Source organism: Alteromonas sp. AMM-1, from assembly GCF_047290655.1.
Lineage (GTDB): Bacteria > Pseudomonadota > Gammaproteobacteria > Enterobacterales > Alteromonadaceae > Alteromonas > Alteromonas mangrovi.
On sequence record NZ_JBLBUE010000001.1, the window covers coordinates 25827 to 41216 of the forward strand.

Below are 15390 nucleotides of genomic sequence, written 5' to 3' on the forward strand. Positions count from 1 at the left end.
TATAAACGCCGCCATGTATCTGGTTACCCGTCCCGAGCCTAAACTGGCGGCAAGCGCCCAGGCGTTTGCTCAGGCGGAGCTTTGCGCCTCGGTAGTCGCGCTGCAAACCATTAAAAGTATTCCCTCACAAGCCCTTAAGTCATGTGAATGGCTCTGCCAACACAGCAGCGCGATAGTGGTGCTCACCAGCAAGGCCGCGGCTGAGGCGTTGCGTGAGGCATTGACCAGTGCAGCAACGCAGTTTCCGCCCGCAACCCGTATCGTAGCCGTTGGCAAGGGTACTGCAGACGCTTTGGTAGGCCTGAGTAAGATGGTTATCACGCCAGAGCGCGAAAGTTCGGAAGGCCTTTTGGATTTACCGCTGTTACACGATTGCACCGGCCAGCACATTTTGTTATTAAAAGGTAAAGGTGGTCGGACCCATATTCAGGAGACGTTGGTCGCCAGAGGCGCCCAGCTCACCATTTTTGACGTTTACGAACGCATTACACTGGCGTCACCCTTGTTCAGTCAACCCATTAACTGGAAAGCCATCAACGGTATTGTGGCAACCAGCGGCGAACAGGCACAGTGTTTATTAAACACCTATCAGGCTCAATCGTTACATCAGTACCGCTGGTTAACGGTGAGCGAAAGAATTGCAGAGCAGTTGCGTCAGCAGGGCATTGAACAAATAGATATTTGCACACAAGCCAACGACCTGTCGCTCATTGCATGGATAAAGCAAAACTGGGAGTAACCTATGGCTGATAATCAGCAACCGCAAGACACCGCCAAAACTCGTCTGGCTGAAACCATTGAAGCCACTGCTTCGGCCAGAGCGAAAGTTGCTGCTGAGTCAAAACAGGCCGCTAATAAACCCGCGGGTACCGGTTTGCTGTGGTTATTTGTAGTGCTGAATCTGGCGTTGCTGGGTGCTGCCTCATACGGTGGGTATTGGTTCGTTAATCAACGTACCGTAACGCAGGCGAAATTGGACGCACTTGAAGCCAGTGTGTCTGATTCGATTGCTGCGCAGGGCAATCGCGCCGCGTCCGACAGCAATGTGATAAAAACTGACCTCACCAAACAGGAAGCAACCGACCGCGCCCTAGCCGACGCGCAGCAAGCGGCTGACGCTAAGATAAATGAACTGGCAGGTGCACTCGCTAACGCCGAAGCACAATTGCAGGAAATGAACGGACGCCGCCCTACCGATTGGCTGGTAGCCGAGGCCGATTATTTAGTGCGTATGGCCGGACGCAAAATGTGGCTGGAGCAGGATGTACGTACCGCCATTTTGCTGTTGGGGAATGCCGACAAGCGCTTGCAATCGTTATCTGATCCTTCAGTGTTACCCGTTCGTGCGTTGATTGCCCAGGACATTCAGGCGTTACAACAGGTTAACCCGACTTCTCAGGTGTCGGTAGCACTGGCACTTAACGGTATGTTTAAACAAGTGAGTAAGCTTCCCCTGGATGCCCCGGAAGAAAACTACACGGCACCAGACACCAGCGTGACGGATTCAGCCAGCGACTGGAAACAAAACCTGTTAAATGTATGGCACTCTCTAGTAGACGACTTTATTCACGTGGAAGTGCGTGACGAACCCATTGAGCCCATGATGACAGCCAAACAGAAATGGCTGGCGCAAGAGCAGCTCAAACTGGCATTACAACAAGCGCAGGCCGCTGCTCTGGCCAGCGAACAGGCGTTGTTTGAGGCGTCGCTTGATCAAGCCACTGCCATTCTTGTTGAACACTACTTAGCCGACAGCCCGCAGGTAAGCGGATTTGAAACGGCGCTCAGTCATTTAAAAGCCACTGATATCAGCAAAGCCATTCCAACCGAACTCAACTCGCAGGCCGCCCTTGAAGCGCTGCTGGATAGCCGGGTGAAACGCGTGTTTGGTGAAGGAGTCAGCGCGCTATGAGAAAACTGATCCTAAAGCTGCTGTTCATTACCGTAGTGCTAATTGCCCTGATAGCCGCGCCGTCGCTCATTGGCAATAAAGGCTATGTGCTGATCTCCATGGGTAACCTGATGATTGAAACCAGCGTAGTAGCGCTTGGGATCATGCTGTTAGGCGCTGTGGTGATTTGGGTCCTTATCCGCATGTTGTTTGGCAGGGCGTGGCAACTCACCAGGTTGCCAGGCAGTTGGTTTGGTGGCCGGGCCGAGCGCAAAAAGCAACGTGCATTTTACCGCAGTATTCAGGCATTGGCAGAAGGGGAGTGGGATGCCGCTACCCAAGCCGCTGACATAGCTGAGCAGGGTGAGTTTGAGGGTGTGAATTATCTGGTAGCCGCTCAGGCAGCCGTAGCACGCGGCAAACATGACACTGCTACCCGTAAACTTAACGAAGCGGCGGAATACCCAAGTTCGGCGTTAGCTGCACGTGTTACGCTGGCGCGCATGGCATTGTCTGCTCATCAGCCCAAACAAGCACTGGCAGAGCTGGACAAACTCGACGTTAAACAAAAGGCCACTAAACCCGCCATTGCACTGCGCGTGCAAGCACTGGCAGAGAGTAATCAGTGGGCCACACTCGAAAGCGAACTTGATGGTTATAAAAAAGTACTGGGCGATCAGTACACCATATGGTCCAGGCAGATTGCCAAAGGCCGGCTGTCTGAAGTTGCCAGCAAGCAGGGCGCAATTCAGTTAAAAACCTTCTGGGAATCGTTACCCCGCAAACATCGCAACGATGTTGGTTATCAGGTAGCCTACGCCGAACAGTTGCTGGCTCAGGGCATGCATCAGGAAGCTCAGACCATGCTGCTGGACTGGCAAAAACGCGGGCCACAGCCCGACTTTTTACCTTTATTACAACAATTAGCACTACCTAATCCGGCCCCAACTATCAGTGCACTGGAGAAGTGGATAAAGGCCGACGAAGACAACCAGGAGTTATACCGTGTTCTGGGTAAAGTGGCGTATAAGGCCAACGACATGACCCTGGCCAGTAAAGCACTGCAAAAGGCCATGAAGCTGCAACCGTCGAAGGAAGTCTTATTGCTACTGGCAGAAATTAACGAAAAGACCCGCAACCACGAATCTGCGCTGGCTTACTACAAACAGAGTATTGCACTGAAAGAGAAGTAAACAGGTAAATTAACGGAAACAAAAATAAGGCTGGATTGATACAACAAGGGCGCTATACAGCGCCCTTGTTCTTTGCATAGCATACCCTGTGGGATACCAACCTACGCAAACATAAAGCCGGAAAATTGATTCACTACCACGGCTATCACATAGGCCAGCACACCGTAGGCCACATACAGCCCCCAGGCCAGTTTATTACTGCCGCTTTCGCCTTTAAGCATAGCAACGGTAGCAACACACTGCAGTGCCACAACGTAGAACAGTACTAAGCCCAAACCGGCTTCTGGTGTCAGGCCCTCAGCTTGTACGCGCTCAGCTAACCCGGCTACGTCTTCGTCCGCGCCTTCCATACCAAACAGCGTGCCCAGCGCACCAACAAACACTTCACGGGCCAGGAACGACATCAAAATAGCCACGCCATAGCGCCAATCCAGTCCCATTGGGGCAAATATAGGTTCAATGTAATGCCCAATCTGACCTAACCAGGAGTCTTCCAGCGAGGCATTTAGAGGGAAATAACCCAGGACCCAAATGCCTACCGATACCACAAAAATAATCGGACCAGCGCGGCGGATAAACTGCAAACCGCTGTTAATAACGCGGTGGAATAATGGCTTCCAGTGAGGCAGGCGATAAGTGGGTAATTCCAGAATAAACGGCATGTCGGTCTTTTCTAAATCGCGCGGCAAAAAGCGATTGAGCACCTGGCTAATAATCAAGGCCATCACAATGCCGAAGAAATACAAGCCAAAGAACGCCGCGCCCTGTAAGTTGAATACGCCAAGGAAGGTACCGTCAGCAGGCACTAATACTGCTACCAGCAAAGCATAGACTGGCAAACGCGCTGAACAGGACATCAGCGGAATGGTAAGCATGGTAACTAAGCGTTTGTGTGGGGATTCAATGGTACGCGCTGCCATAATAGCCGGGATAGCGCAGGCATGACCCGACAAGTAAGGAATAAAACTGCGACCAGACAAACCAAAAAAGCTCAGCGGCCGATGGCACATTAGCGCCGCGCGAGCCAGATAACCAGAATCTTCCAACAACCCAATGATCAGGGTTAACACCATGATTTGCGGCACAAATACTAAGAACGAACCCACACCGCCAAACATGGCATCGTGCATGAAGTCATGAAACATGCCTTCCTGAGTAAGCGACCCCACACCACTGGCTGCCTGCTCAATAAAGCTTTCCACACCATCCATCAGCGGTGCTGCCAGGGTAAAAATACTCTGAAACAACACAAACATCACAGCGATAAAAATGAGCCCACCGGTCCAGTTATTCAGCATAAAGCTGTCGATGCGATTCTGGTTTTTCAGCACAATATCGTGCTGAATGCCGAATTCGCTGGCCAATTCCTGACTACGAGAGGCAACATCCGAGTAATCTGCTGCAGGAGGCTGCGCGTCCTTGTGTACCTTCGGCCAGTCAGCCATCGACAACAGTGCTTGTTTGAATTCGTGCAAGCCATCAAGAGAGCGAGCAGATAACGGCATAACCGGACTACCCAGAGCGTTAGACAGTCCTTCGGTATCGATGCTTTCGCCCACGCGTTTCACTTCATCAATGAAGTTCAGCGCAAACATAACGGGTTTACCATGCTGCACGGCCAGTTGCTTAACCTGCAGGCCCAGAATCAAACTCTGTGCTAATCGGGTGGCGTCCAGTACCACCAGCACCATACTGGTGTTGTCATCTACCAGTGAACGCTTAATTTCTTCTACTGCGATCACTTCGTCGCGGGTAAGCCCGTTCAGTGAATAAGCCCCGGGTAAATCAACCAGTTCAAATTTATCAAACCTGCCGCGGGTTACTTCTACGGTGATCCCTGGGTAATTGGCTACTTTTTGGCGTAATCCGGTAAGTTGGTTAAACAACAAACTTTTACCACAGTTTGGCTTACCTACCATTAATATGCGTTGCATGAGTACTACTGTTCCTGAAGTGTGCTAACAGTTTATGGTTAGTCTTGAAGCGCGATCTCAATACAAGAAGCCAGATTTTGTTCCATCGCGAACACGCTTCCCCCTAATTGCATTACCATAGGGCCGCCAAGAGGGCCTCGTCTTACGCATTGCACACTGCGCCCTGGCGCCAGTCCCATTTCGTAGAGACGGGCAATAATCTGAGGGTCCAGCGCGGTGTCTACCTGACTAACCAGCGCGGATTGCGACTTACCCAGTTCCCATAATGTCATAGTGAATTTCCAGTCTGTTCACGCTGCCCAATCTGCATTCGGTTGGCAACGTTCATAAATAACAATCATTCCTATTTAGACTAACAGATTACCGCCTGTAGCACTAGCGGAACATGGGTGACAGATAAAATTGAATGAGTACTTGCTGTGCGGGAATGTCTACGCTTAAGCTAGATGGGTTTACTCAACCCTACTACAAGGATTTAGCATGATAGCCTACACCATTTTTGGTACCAACGATTTAGCCCGGGCCGGTGCGTTTTACGACGAGTTATTGTCAATAATGGGCGCACAACGCGCCATTGATGCTCCGCGCATGATTGCGTGGGGAAATAACCCAAGTGCACCTATGTTTGCGGTAGCCACACCGTTCGACGAAAAGCCTGCAACGGTAGGCAATGGCAGCATGGTAGCGCTGGCCGCCGCCAATCCTGAGCAGGTAAATGCCTTACACGCAAAAGCCATGGCATTGGGTGCAAAAGATGAAGGCGCACCAGGTACGCGCATGGACACTTATTACTGCGCGTATTTCCGCGACTTAGACGGCAACAAAATCAACTGTTTTTGTATGGCCTGAGCCTTCGCGCTACACCAATAAAAAAGCCACCTCAAATTGAGGTGGCTGAACCATCGTGAGTCAACGAGGTTGTACGGAGCTTAGAAACTCAGACCTACCGATAACTGGATGCGACGCGGGTTATAGTAACTGCGCGGGCTACCGAAATTATCGCCAGGGAAAGGATCGTAGCTGTAGCCTGTTTGCTTGTCGAACACGTTAAACAGGTCGGCACGGAAACGCCCAACCAGACCATCCATAAACTCATAGTTTTGCGTATAGCTTAAATCCATTTGCCAGTGGCTTGCACCGCGGCGACTTCCAGCTGGTTCTGCATAACGGCTGGTGCTGGAAGAATAGCCATACACAGCGCCGTCCCAGGCAGTCCAGGCTTCACCCGACTGGAAGATAAAGTACGCGCCAGCTACGCCTTCCCAGGGGAAAGTATAGGTGCTTAGCACTTTAAATTTGTGCGGCTTGTCGCCAATTAGCTTACCGTAGCGGTTGTCCCACACCATGCGGCCAGGGCCGTCACCGTAGAACGACGAACCGATGAAGGTATTGGCATCGTTGCCTGTGGTGGTATTGTCCTGGTCGAAATTACCGTAGTAATGGCTCCAGGTATAAGACGCATTAACATACATGTTGTCTGCGTTGTATTCCGCTTCCATACTCCATTCGTAATACTTAGTCTGGCCACCGTCTACTTCGGCAATCACATAAGACGAACCACCCACTTCCGCTCTCATGTCTGCCAGGTTGGGAATATACAAGCCTTTGGCAGCGATATTGTCTGGCACACTGCCACCGGTGTAATCGCCATACAGACGCGCATCGTTTGGCATATCTTCCCAGAAGTGGCTACCGTAGCGATAACGCAGGTGTGTGCGCAGGAACAGTTCAGGTGTAACCAGCTTAGTGGCACCCACTGTTAATTCATCAATTCGGCGCGGCTTCATATTATCGGCGAAGAACTTACCACTGGAGCCTGCAGCACCGCCGGCACTCAGGTAATCACCGTTTTCATCGAAGTTAACCAGAATTGTACGACGGCTGTTGCGATCCCATGATGCCGCACGGGCCAAAGAACTGGCTTCCGGGTTGTAACTGGCATAATTTGCAAATACGCTGCCAGAGGCATCGTAATCCCAGGTTACTCCCAATCGTGGCTGGATCATGTCTTTCCAGTCTACTTCGTACATTTCGTACTTTTCACCCGGAGCTAATTCATAGCCAGACACATTGCTGCTGTTTTTCTTCAATCCCTGTCCGTAAAGGATGTCTTTGCTTACCAGTACACCAATGTTGTAGGTAAAATCACCGTGTTCAATTTCGTCGTTAATTTCGAAACTGTAGCTCTCAGCAAAAGACTTGATGGTAGGTACCGTGCCATCTTCACCTACCAGGCTCATTTGCTCTACCGCAACCTGATAGTAAACATCCGATACGTCGTTATCGCCTTCTGCACCCAACCCGCCAACATAGCTAATGGTTCCCCAGCCGTTTGATAAACGTGCCAGGTCTTCCATGATTTCAGACCACTTAAAGCCAAAGTGCAAAAAGTGAGTCATGTCACCGAGCTCTAACTCGGTATCATAGGCCAGTTCCAGTGATTCCCTTTCGAAGTCCTGATTGTTGATAGTTGGGTATGCGCCTACGCCGGTACCACCCATCATTTCACCGCTATCGCCCACATAGCCATAGGCCTGAATCAGCGGCAACGCGGCAGCGTTGTAGGCGTTGATAGCAGCAATAGTATCGGCATCGGCACCAGCAGGAATGTCGCGCAAACTCGGCACACCGAAATAACCCATCTGATCCAGATTGTTCAGATCCAGCGAACCGCCAATCGATGGTACCGCACTTAACATTACATCAGGGCGGCTGGCAGTATCTTCCTGGTACATACCGTACTTGAAGGTAAATGAAGAAGTATCACTTAGCAGATACGAGCCATCTAATGACAGAATGCTCAAATCAGCAGAACTCCCCAAAGACACACTGTCGGTCTCAAATTCGCCGATAGATGCGCCTTCGATTTCGCGGTTAGATACCCGTTGGCTTAAGTTGATCAATAGATCGTCGTTAGGTGCCCACGTTAGTTTTCCGAAGAATTCGTCGCGGGTACTGTTATATTTTTTAGCCGGGCCATATACGGTAACTTTGTTAGTGCCATCAACTTCCGGGCGATAGTACGATGCGTAGAAGAATAGTTCGTCTTCAATCAGCGGACCACTCAGAGAGGTGATAATCCAGGTTCTGTCGGTATCCTGAATCACGCCGGATTTGGGTGTTGCCGAGAAATCAGCGTTCTGAATACGGTATTCCACGTTACCGTGAAATTCGTTAGTACCGGATTTTGAAACCGAGTTAACCGCGAAACCACCTGAACGGTTAAAGCCAATGGCCTTCGCACCGCCGCGGTCCACAGACACATAGGCGATATCATGGGTAGAAGGTTCAGACGACAAGTTACCAAACATAGGTAACGACAAATCCACACCGTCAAAACCATAGCTATTGTCTACACCCGAACCACCTGCTGATGGGCCTAATACGCTGTTTTCGCTATATTCAATACCCGGTAGAATCTTCAGCATGTCACGGTAAGTCTGCCCAATTGGCATGGCCGCAATCAGTTCCTGACTAAACGAGTTAGTCAGGGAGGAGTCGCCTTCCTGAATAATGGGCGAACCCACAATTTCAATCACTTCAGTATTTGCTGGCTCGTATACCAGATTCACTACAGCGGATTGATCCAGCAAAACGCGGGTTTTTAATGTTCTCACCGAACCATCAGCGAAAGTAAATTTCACGTCGTAGTCACCTGGCAGCAAAAATGGCAGCGTAAATGAGCCGTCAGTTTTGGTAGTGCCTGTTCTGGGCTTTGGCATCACGTTACTGGTTGCTTCAACGCTAACACCGCTTACCGATACCACGCCGTTAACCGCACTAACTGTACCTTTGATACTACCAGTGGTTTGCTGAGCCTGAACCGGTGCGCTGATCCCAGCGGCCACGGTGCCAGCGAAAATAACTGCTGCGCAGGTTGAGCGATGTTGCCAGGATTGACGAACCGCCCGGCGAATGGATTGCGCTAAATAGCGCCCCGCTGAACGCGCCTCAAATGGCGTGAGTTCCTTTTTCATGTGTGAGACCCCTGTTGCTGTTTTTGTAGTACGGTTTATACCGCTTATGGTCAACTTTTAACCTACAGCAACCCTTGAGGTCAAGAATAATTTTTTCTTATTTTTGATTTTTTAAGAAATATTTTATCTCAAAATATTTCAAAATCACGGGAGAAATTGCATTTTATTCCATTCCAATATAAACCGCGTTGTTATAACGCAGCGTCCATGGGTGTTACCGCACGAATCACAACAACAAAAAACAATATAAATCAGCAATTTAACTAGAAAGGCAAGGCATTATTGTTTTATTTTTTATATAGTAAATAGCAACAACGTGGCGATTTTTTATAGTTAAAGCGTGGGTATTATTACAAAATAATTTTTATTCTACTGAGGATTTGGAATAATTATTATTCCTGTGAATGCTGTAAATTATTCCTATAAAGCAGATAAACAACCCCTTCCAAATGGTCATGTTGTTTGAAAGGGGTGTGAGATATTCGCAGTGTTGAATTAGCTTAAGTGCTTCCACGGCCCGGTAATTGCCAGTGTTTGCGTGGGCGAGTATATGTTCACAAACAAGGTAGAACCATCCGGTGAAAAACATGCGCCTGCCATTTCAGTTTGTAAGGCAAGTTGTGCAAACGGATACACTTCACCCTCGGGGGTAACGCCGCGTAGGTGATTGTCTACCACCGCCGTATACTGGTCTTCACACACAATCAGATGTCCATTTGGCGCCACAGTCAGGTTGTCGCCAAAATTAAAGATTTGCGCATCACTGCTTTCCACAAACAATTGCAGACGCCCCGGTTTGTCGTGCTCGCTGGGGGTACCTTCGTACGGCGACGGCTGATAGCGCATTACCTGCCCTAGTTTTTGATTACCGCCATTGGTGCAGCAAAAATAAAACTCGCCCTGCCCCCAATGCACGCCTTCGCCACGGGCAAATAATGCGGCGCCTTCTTCATAGCCTTGTTTGCGCAGATCGTCTTCGGGGCTATCCGGATTTTTAATGTCCACCCACTCACAATCTACCCAGGATGACACCGGCATTTCTTGTTTTTGCCAGTTGCGCGTATCAAATTTGGGATACCCTTTCACCGCCAGCGCCTGGAGTTTTCCACCTGCCTGTAAATTGCCGTATTCATTGGGCACCAGGCGGTACAGTAAGCTGTCGCCTCGATCTTCGGTCAAGTACACTACGCCGGTTTCCGGATCGACGCATACCGCTTCGTGATTGAAGCGCCCCAGTGCTTTGAGTGGCTTAGGATCCACCAGCCCATTAGCGTTTGCAGGTATCTCAAATACATAGCCATGATACTGCTGATTAGTGGAGGAAGGCTTGTCAACACTCTCCTCACAGGTAAGCCAGCTACCCCATGGCGTTACGCCACCTGAGCAGTTGCGCACTGTGCCGGTTAAACTCAGGTATTCCTTCACTTTCTTACCCGTTTTGGTGTTAACCACCAGAGTAGTGGTACCGCCGGGAAGCGCCTGGCCCAATTCGTTGTTGTCGTAGGCACGAGGCGTTTTTAATGGATCAGGTTGCCCTGGCCCGAATTCCTTCAGATGTTTGGGCTGTAACTCGTGATTGCGCACTAACGCAATGTGTTCATCGTCAATTTCAAGACATCCCATACCATCTGCACGATCAGGCACACTATTGCCATCGCTCATCAGTTCACCCAGTGTCGACAGCACCTGGTAGCTAAAGCCTTCTGGCAACGAGAGCACGCCTTGGGGATCGCTGATCAGTGGACCATAGCCAGCTGTGGTTTTAGTAACCAGGGTTTCTGCCCAGGCTTTGGGCTGGCGAAACAGTCCGCCGGTGAAGCCCGCAGCGGCCAGTGTGCCCAGCGCTACGGTAAACTGTCGTCTTGTTATCATGGTGATGTCTCTTGTTATTATGGTTTGTTTTCGCACCAACCCCTACCGGGAAACCTAGCGGGAGACCTAGCGGGAGACCTGCTGGGGCGACTGCCTGTGGGCGCGTTGGTTATACCCATTATGTATGAGCCAGACGTGGCGTCCAGGTTCCCTTTTACAAGCGCCCGTGCGATTAACGCGCCAGTTTTACCGATAATCTCCCAGTTGGCGTGTATCGCTTTGGTCATCCAGTAATTTTATCAGGGCTTTGCCCAAACGCACATTCAGTGCGCTCGCAGCCACCGCCTCTGCTGAATTTTCTACCAGCTTGGCAGCCAGCGAGCCACTTAGCTGATTGGTCATCTCATCGGTTGCCAGGTCGAACAGGCTCTGTGCAGCCAGATTCTGGGCGAGTATTTTCATCAGCTTCCAATTACCTGTGGTGGCCGGGCGCAGCCCATAAACCTGCGCTACGCGCTTAATGGTACGCACGCTTATCCACAACAACAACAACGTTTGAATAAGATGGTTAGGGCTAATAAACGCCATACTGCCGCTAGCCATGGCTTCCTTCTTCACAACATCATTGGCTTTTTTGCGCACAGGATTTATTACGTACTGTTGATACAGGTTTAGCACATCCTCAACGGAATGGTCGTCCTGTAACATCGACTTAAACTGCCGGTAGCAACGTTGGGCATAGCTGCCCGCACTGAAGTGCTGCGCATATTGATCGAGTTGTTTTACAGCCAGAACCGGCTGACTGAGTGCCAGTAAATCACTGCGGATGGGGCGTTTGTCGATGAACGTATTGACCCTGCGATAGCCACGGTATTCACTGGTAGTTAACCACCCGAGGCTACCCACAAAGGCGCTGAGTAATAGCGCTAGAATCGAGGTTGATACCGGCGCGCTGGCAAAGTGAGTGTCAATAAACGCAATGGCCTCAAACACACTAAAGCCAACAAAACAGGCCGCACCCGACAACAGTACCCACCACTTTGCCGACAACCCGGATTGGTTGGCGTGTTGGGGCTGCCAGTCATCCTGAGCTTGTTTAACCGGCATAGCGTGATCAGGGCGCTGCGTTTTAATTTCGGTTTGCTGAATCTTTGCCCGGTAAGGGGATTCGTCAGTGGTTTTCATGGGTTACTTCTCCAATAAGAACTGCAACAAACGGTCGAGTCCTTTTCCGTTTAACATGCGCGCCAGATAGTCAGATGGCACCGCGGCTTTGAGCACTGGGTAGTGCTCATCAGCAGGCATCGACTTCAAGTCTGGCGGTAACGCCTCAAAATCGGCTTCCATATAGCGGCCTTCCGGATTCACGTAGCGCAGTGCATTGCTGTGACTGCCTTCATCGGTGGCCTGAATGGCCGACACCAGAAAGTGTTCAAACTGCACTTCTCCGTCTTTAAAGCGCGCGGTTGCACCTCGCGTTACGTCTTTCAGCAAACTCAGTAGGGCATCGCGCTGCCCTGCCGGCACTAAATCGGCCTTAGTGGCTACAAACGCCACTTTGGCAATACCCTGCTGTTGCAATACATTGCGCTTAAACCAGTTTTCATTGCCGTACACAAAAGTATCAGCGAGATGACTGAGGGTTTCGCGCAGCTGATATAAGTGACTGCGGCTATGATTTAAGCCTTCAAACAGATCAACCAGAATGATTTGCTTGTCGGTTTGGCGAAAGGTGTCTTTTTTCAACCTGGTAAGCCATTGGTGTTTAAACACCTCAAAATGCCGGGTAAAACACTGTGTCCAGGGGCTGGCTATATCGCTACTTATGCGGGAAGGCAATGGCGTAAACCCCTGTGCGACATAATCAAATCCGGAACCTGGAATTAAAAAACTGCCAGGTTGAAGCATAGAGATGCCCTGTGATTTGGCTTCCTGTATGTAATGGCGATAGGCCGAAACAAGTTGCTCTACGTTCGCTTGTGTTGGCGGTTGTTCAAAATCAAACGCGTTAACCTTATCGTGCCATGCTTTGGCATAGCGCTGCTGTGGTTCGTTCATTTGCTGCGCCCAGGCACTGTCCGACCACTGCGTATAGCTTTTACTCAACATGGGCAGGTCGGTAAGCCATTCTCCGGGATAATCAATAAATTCAAATACCACATCGGTAAACGGCAACAGGTATTTTTTTAACTGATGAGCTTGCCGCAACCGCACTACCAGCTTAAACCCGGCTACGGTTTCCGTCGCAGGCGGCCAGTGCCCGGCTTCCAAATCGCGAATATGCTCTTCCACCGGAAACAGTGGTAGATCGCCCAATGGTTCAAGCCACATTTTTTCCACCAGTTCCATTGGCAAATAGCGCAGTAAGGGTAAGCACTGATACTGCTCTTCACTGCGGTATTTCAGTACGGTCATTAAACTGGTAAACAGCATTGATTTACCACTGCGGCTCAGGCCGGTAATGGTAAAGCGGTGCTCCGACTGCATAAACCAGCGCTGCCACTGGCTTGTGCCGAGCGCTTTGGCGTGTTTAGCCGGAGTGAGGATTGCGTCGATTAATTTGCGCATAACAATAATGCACCAGGCCCATTGGTTTGGAATATACCGTTAACATGGGCCGTTACTGCATTAACTTCAAGGGTTTGCCACAATTTGTTACAGCTTAGTTTCGGGTGTTGTGCCCTGATCGCCTTTTTCCTGCTCTTCCTTCAGCTCCAGCTCATTAATTTCGGCTTTGATACTGGCGCGCAATACGTCGTGCTGCATTTTGGTGAGCGGATAAATTTTACTGATAAAACACTTAAACGGCAGAGAATCGGGTACGTATACGTAATCCAACCCTTCACTCAGAGTATTGCCAAACCGGCGGTGTAGCACCAGTCCCATCGAAAAACTCAGTTCCGAGCAGCGCGGTGCCAGCTTCACCAGAAAATGGCGCATGGGCGCACTGCGAAACACTACATAGTGATCGTTCAGCTGACCGTAACTGTCTAACGTGAAAGCTGAAACGGAATGTTGGTTTTCGAGTTGTTCACTGGCAATAAATTCTTCAATTAAGGTTTCCATGGCTTCGTCGCTTAAACGCGACGTTGCGCATGATGCTAACAGCAAACTCAACAACGTAATCATCAGTGTGTATTTCATTTCTTCCCCTTTCTGCCCTTAGGCGCCTTGCAAGCCATGTCTTGGGGCTTGTTTACTACCGGGAATTAGGCAGGTAAATACGTTAAAGGTTCCGCTTGCCGGCCCTACATGGTAATTTAGCGCCCTATTCCCTTTAATAATTATCACTTCGAAGCCGAGTTAACCGTTGGACACTAAAGAATTTATTCAAATCCGCCGTTTCATACTGAAACTGGGTAAGATGCTCCATAAATACGGTACACCCGCATTCCGGCTTGAAGCTTATCTTAACGAGGTAGCACGCTATCTGGGTGTGCATGCTTCGTTTATTTCTACGCCAACGTCATTGTCGGTGGTGATTTGGAGCGATCGGCACGAAGACGAGTACAGCCATGCGGCGCGGTTAGATCCGGGAGAATTGGATTTAAACTCGTTATCGCGTACCGACGAACTGGCTAATCAGTTGCTTACCGGTCAGCTTACGCTGGCAGAAGCCGACAAACTACTCAACGAAATAGATACCATGCCAAGCCCCTATGGCAAATGGGTAACGGGGCTGTCTTATGGCATGTCTACCGGTGCGTTTTCGCTGCTGATGGGTGCAAGCTGGTCGGAGATGGGCTGGTGTGTACTGCTGGGCTTTGTGGTGTATTTCTGGGTGTTGTGGTCGGAGCGCTCCAAACGTGTCGCGCTGATGATGGAACCCGTTGCCGCGTTTGTGGTTGCGTTACTGGCTTGTGGGTTTAGTCGTCATTTTGACCCGGGCATAAACATTCCGCTGATCATTTTGTCATCGGTGATTATTTTTGTGCCCGGTCTGGCGCTTACCATGGGGCTCGCCGAATTAAGTTCACGCAATATGGTGTCGGGCACTGCGCGGATCATGGATGCCTTAATGCAGTTGTTTAAGCTGTATTTTGGTGCTTACCTGGGGGTAGCGACTGGCTTCAGTATCTTTGGCGAAAACACCTACAACCCGGCGTCTTCACTGCCGTACTGGTCGACCTGGCTGGCCGTGCTGGTATTGTGTTTTGGCCTGGTTGCGATTTTTAAGACCCGTCCCAAGCATATTCCCTGGGCGTTAGCGTCGGCGTTGCTGGCATACAGTAGTACCGCATTGGCATCGGATTATTTGCCGCAAAGCATCGGTAGTTTCGTGGGCGCGTTCTCGCTGGGTCTTCTGGCCAATGCATTTACCCGCATCGCGAATCAGCCAGCCACCATTGTAGCGATGCATGGCCTGATTGTGCTGGTGCCAGGCTCTAAAACCTACATTGGGTTAAATTCGTTTATTTCCGGCCAGGATTTTGTGAACGTTGAACACCTTGGCCAGGATGTATTCTTGATCTTTATGTCGCTGGTAGCAGGACTCATCTTCGCGAACGTAGTATTTCCTACCAAAAAGGCGCTGTAACCTGTTGCAGTGTTAACGTGCCTTGTTACTGGTTCCCGGTAACAGA

12 protein-coding genes are annotated in these 15390 nt (G+C 50.1%); 5 read left to right on the plus strand and 7 right to left on the minus strand.

The annotated features are described in order from the left end of the window. Nucleotides 1-13 precede the first annotated feature (13 nt). The 3 genes from ACLR2L_RS00115 to ACLR2L_RS00125 are packed head-to-tail and all read left to right on the plus strand — an operon-like array spanning nucleotide 14 to nucleotide 3084. The gene (locus ACLR2L_RS00115) at nucleotides 14-739 is read left to right on the plus strand and encodes a uroporphyrinogen-III synthase (protein WP_413364597.1); all 726 of its coding nucleotides are present in this window, start codon (nucleotides 14-16) and stop codon (nucleotides 737-739) included. A 3-nt stretch (nucleotides 740-742) separates the two neighbouring features. Next, nucleotides 743-1912 (plus strand): uroporphyrinogen-III C-methyltransferase, encoded by a 1170-nt coding sequence (locus tag ACLR2L_RS00120; RefSeq protein WP_413364599.1) that lies wholly within the window; start codon nucleotides 743-745, stop codon nucleotides 1910-1912. Then, complete coding sequence (locus ACLR2L_RS00125) at nucleotides 1909-3084, plus strand: heme biosynthesis HemY N-terminal domain-containing protein (RefSeq protein ID WP_413364601.1); 1176 nt, start codon at nucleotides 1909-1911, stop codon at nucleotides 3082-3084. Before ACLR2L_RS00120 ends, ACLR2L_RS00125 begins: the two co-directional genes overlap by 4 nt. Before the next feature lie 101 nt (nucleotides 3085-3185). Here ACLR2L_RS00125 and feoB read toward each other — a convergent pair whose 3' ends face one another. Further along, on the minus strand, nucleotides 3186-5018 hold the full coding sequence (gene feoB, locus ACLR2L_RS00130; RefSeq protein WP_413364603.1) for a ferrous iron transporter B: 1833 nt from the start codon (nucleotides 5016-5018) through the stop codon (nucleotides 3186-3188). A 38-nt stretch (nucleotides 5019-5056) separates the two neighbouring features. Then, the gene (locus ACLR2L_RS00135) at nucleotides 5057-5290 is read right to left on the minus strand and encodes a FeoA family protein (RefSeq protein ID WP_140958356.1); all 234 of its coding nucleotides are present in this window, start codon (nucleotides 5288-5290) and stop codon (nucleotides 5057-5059) included. A gap of 208 nt (nucleotides 5291-5498) precedes the next feature. On the opposite strand from ACLR2L_RS00135, the gene ACLR2L_RS00140 reads away from it, so the two are divergent. Further along, nucleotides 5499-5867: a VOC family protein gene (locus ACLR2L_RS00140; RefSeq protein WP_140958357.1), complete on the plus strand. Its 369-nt coding sequence runs from the start codon at nucleotides 5499-5501 to the stop codon at nucleotides 5865-5867. Between the two features lie 80 nt (nucleotides 5868-5947). Here ACLR2L_RS00140 and ACLR2L_RS00145 read toward each other — a convergent pair whose 3' ends face one another. The 5 genes from ACLR2L_RS00145 to ACLR2L_RS00165 all read right to left on the minus strand — a co-directional run bounded on the left by ACLR2L_RS00145 (nucleotide 5948) and on the right by ACLR2L_RS00165 (nucleotide 13951). Beyond that, nucleotides 5948-8995 carry a carboxypeptidase regulatory-like domain-containing protein gene (locus ACLR2L_RS00145; RefSeq protein WP_413364606.1) on the minus strand — a complete coding sequence of 1016 codons (3048 nt, stop codon included), beginning with the start codon at nucleotides 8993-8995 and terminating at the stop codon, nucleotides 5948-5950. A gap of 495 nt (nucleotides 8996-9490) precedes the next feature. Next, entirely contained in the window at nucleotides 9491-10867 is a 1377-nt protein-coding gene (locus ACLR2L_RS00150) for an alkaline phosphatase PhoX (RefSeq protein ID WP_413364608.1), read from the minus strand. Nucleotides 10868-11053: 186 nt separating this feature from the next. Then, on the minus strand, nucleotides 11054-11992 hold the full coding sequence (locus tag ACLR2L_RS00155) for a DUF697 domain-containing protein (protein WP_413364610.1): 939 nt from the start codon (nucleotides 11990-11992) through the stop codon (nucleotides 11054-11056). Nucleotides 11993-11995: 3 nt separating this feature from the next. Further along, the gene (locus tag ACLR2L_RS00160; protein ID WP_413364612.1) at nucleotides 11996-13375 is read right to left on the minus strand and encodes a YcjX family protein; all 1380 of its coding nucleotides are present in this window, start codon (nucleotides 13373-13375) and stop codon (nucleotides 11996-11998) included. An 87-nt stretch (nucleotides 13376-13462) separates the two neighbouring features. Then, nucleotides 13463-13951 carry a DUF6491 family protein gene (locus ACLR2L_RS00165; RefSeq protein ID WP_413364614.1) on the minus strand — a complete coding sequence of 163 codons (489 nt, stop codon included), beginning with the start codon at nucleotides 13949-13951 and terminating at the stop codon, nucleotides 13463-13465. A gap of 166 nt (nucleotides 13952-14117) precedes the next feature. Between ACLR2L_RS00165 and ACLR2L_RS00170 the strand changes: the two genes are divergently transcribed. Next, nucleotides 14118-15344: a threonine/serine ThrE exporter family protein gene (locus ACLR2L_RS00170; protein WP_140960852.1), complete on the plus strand. Its 1227-nt coding sequence runs from the start codon at nucleotides 14118-14120 to the stop codon at nucleotides 15342-15344. The last annotated feature ends 46 nt before the right edge of the window (nucleotides 15345-15390 follow it).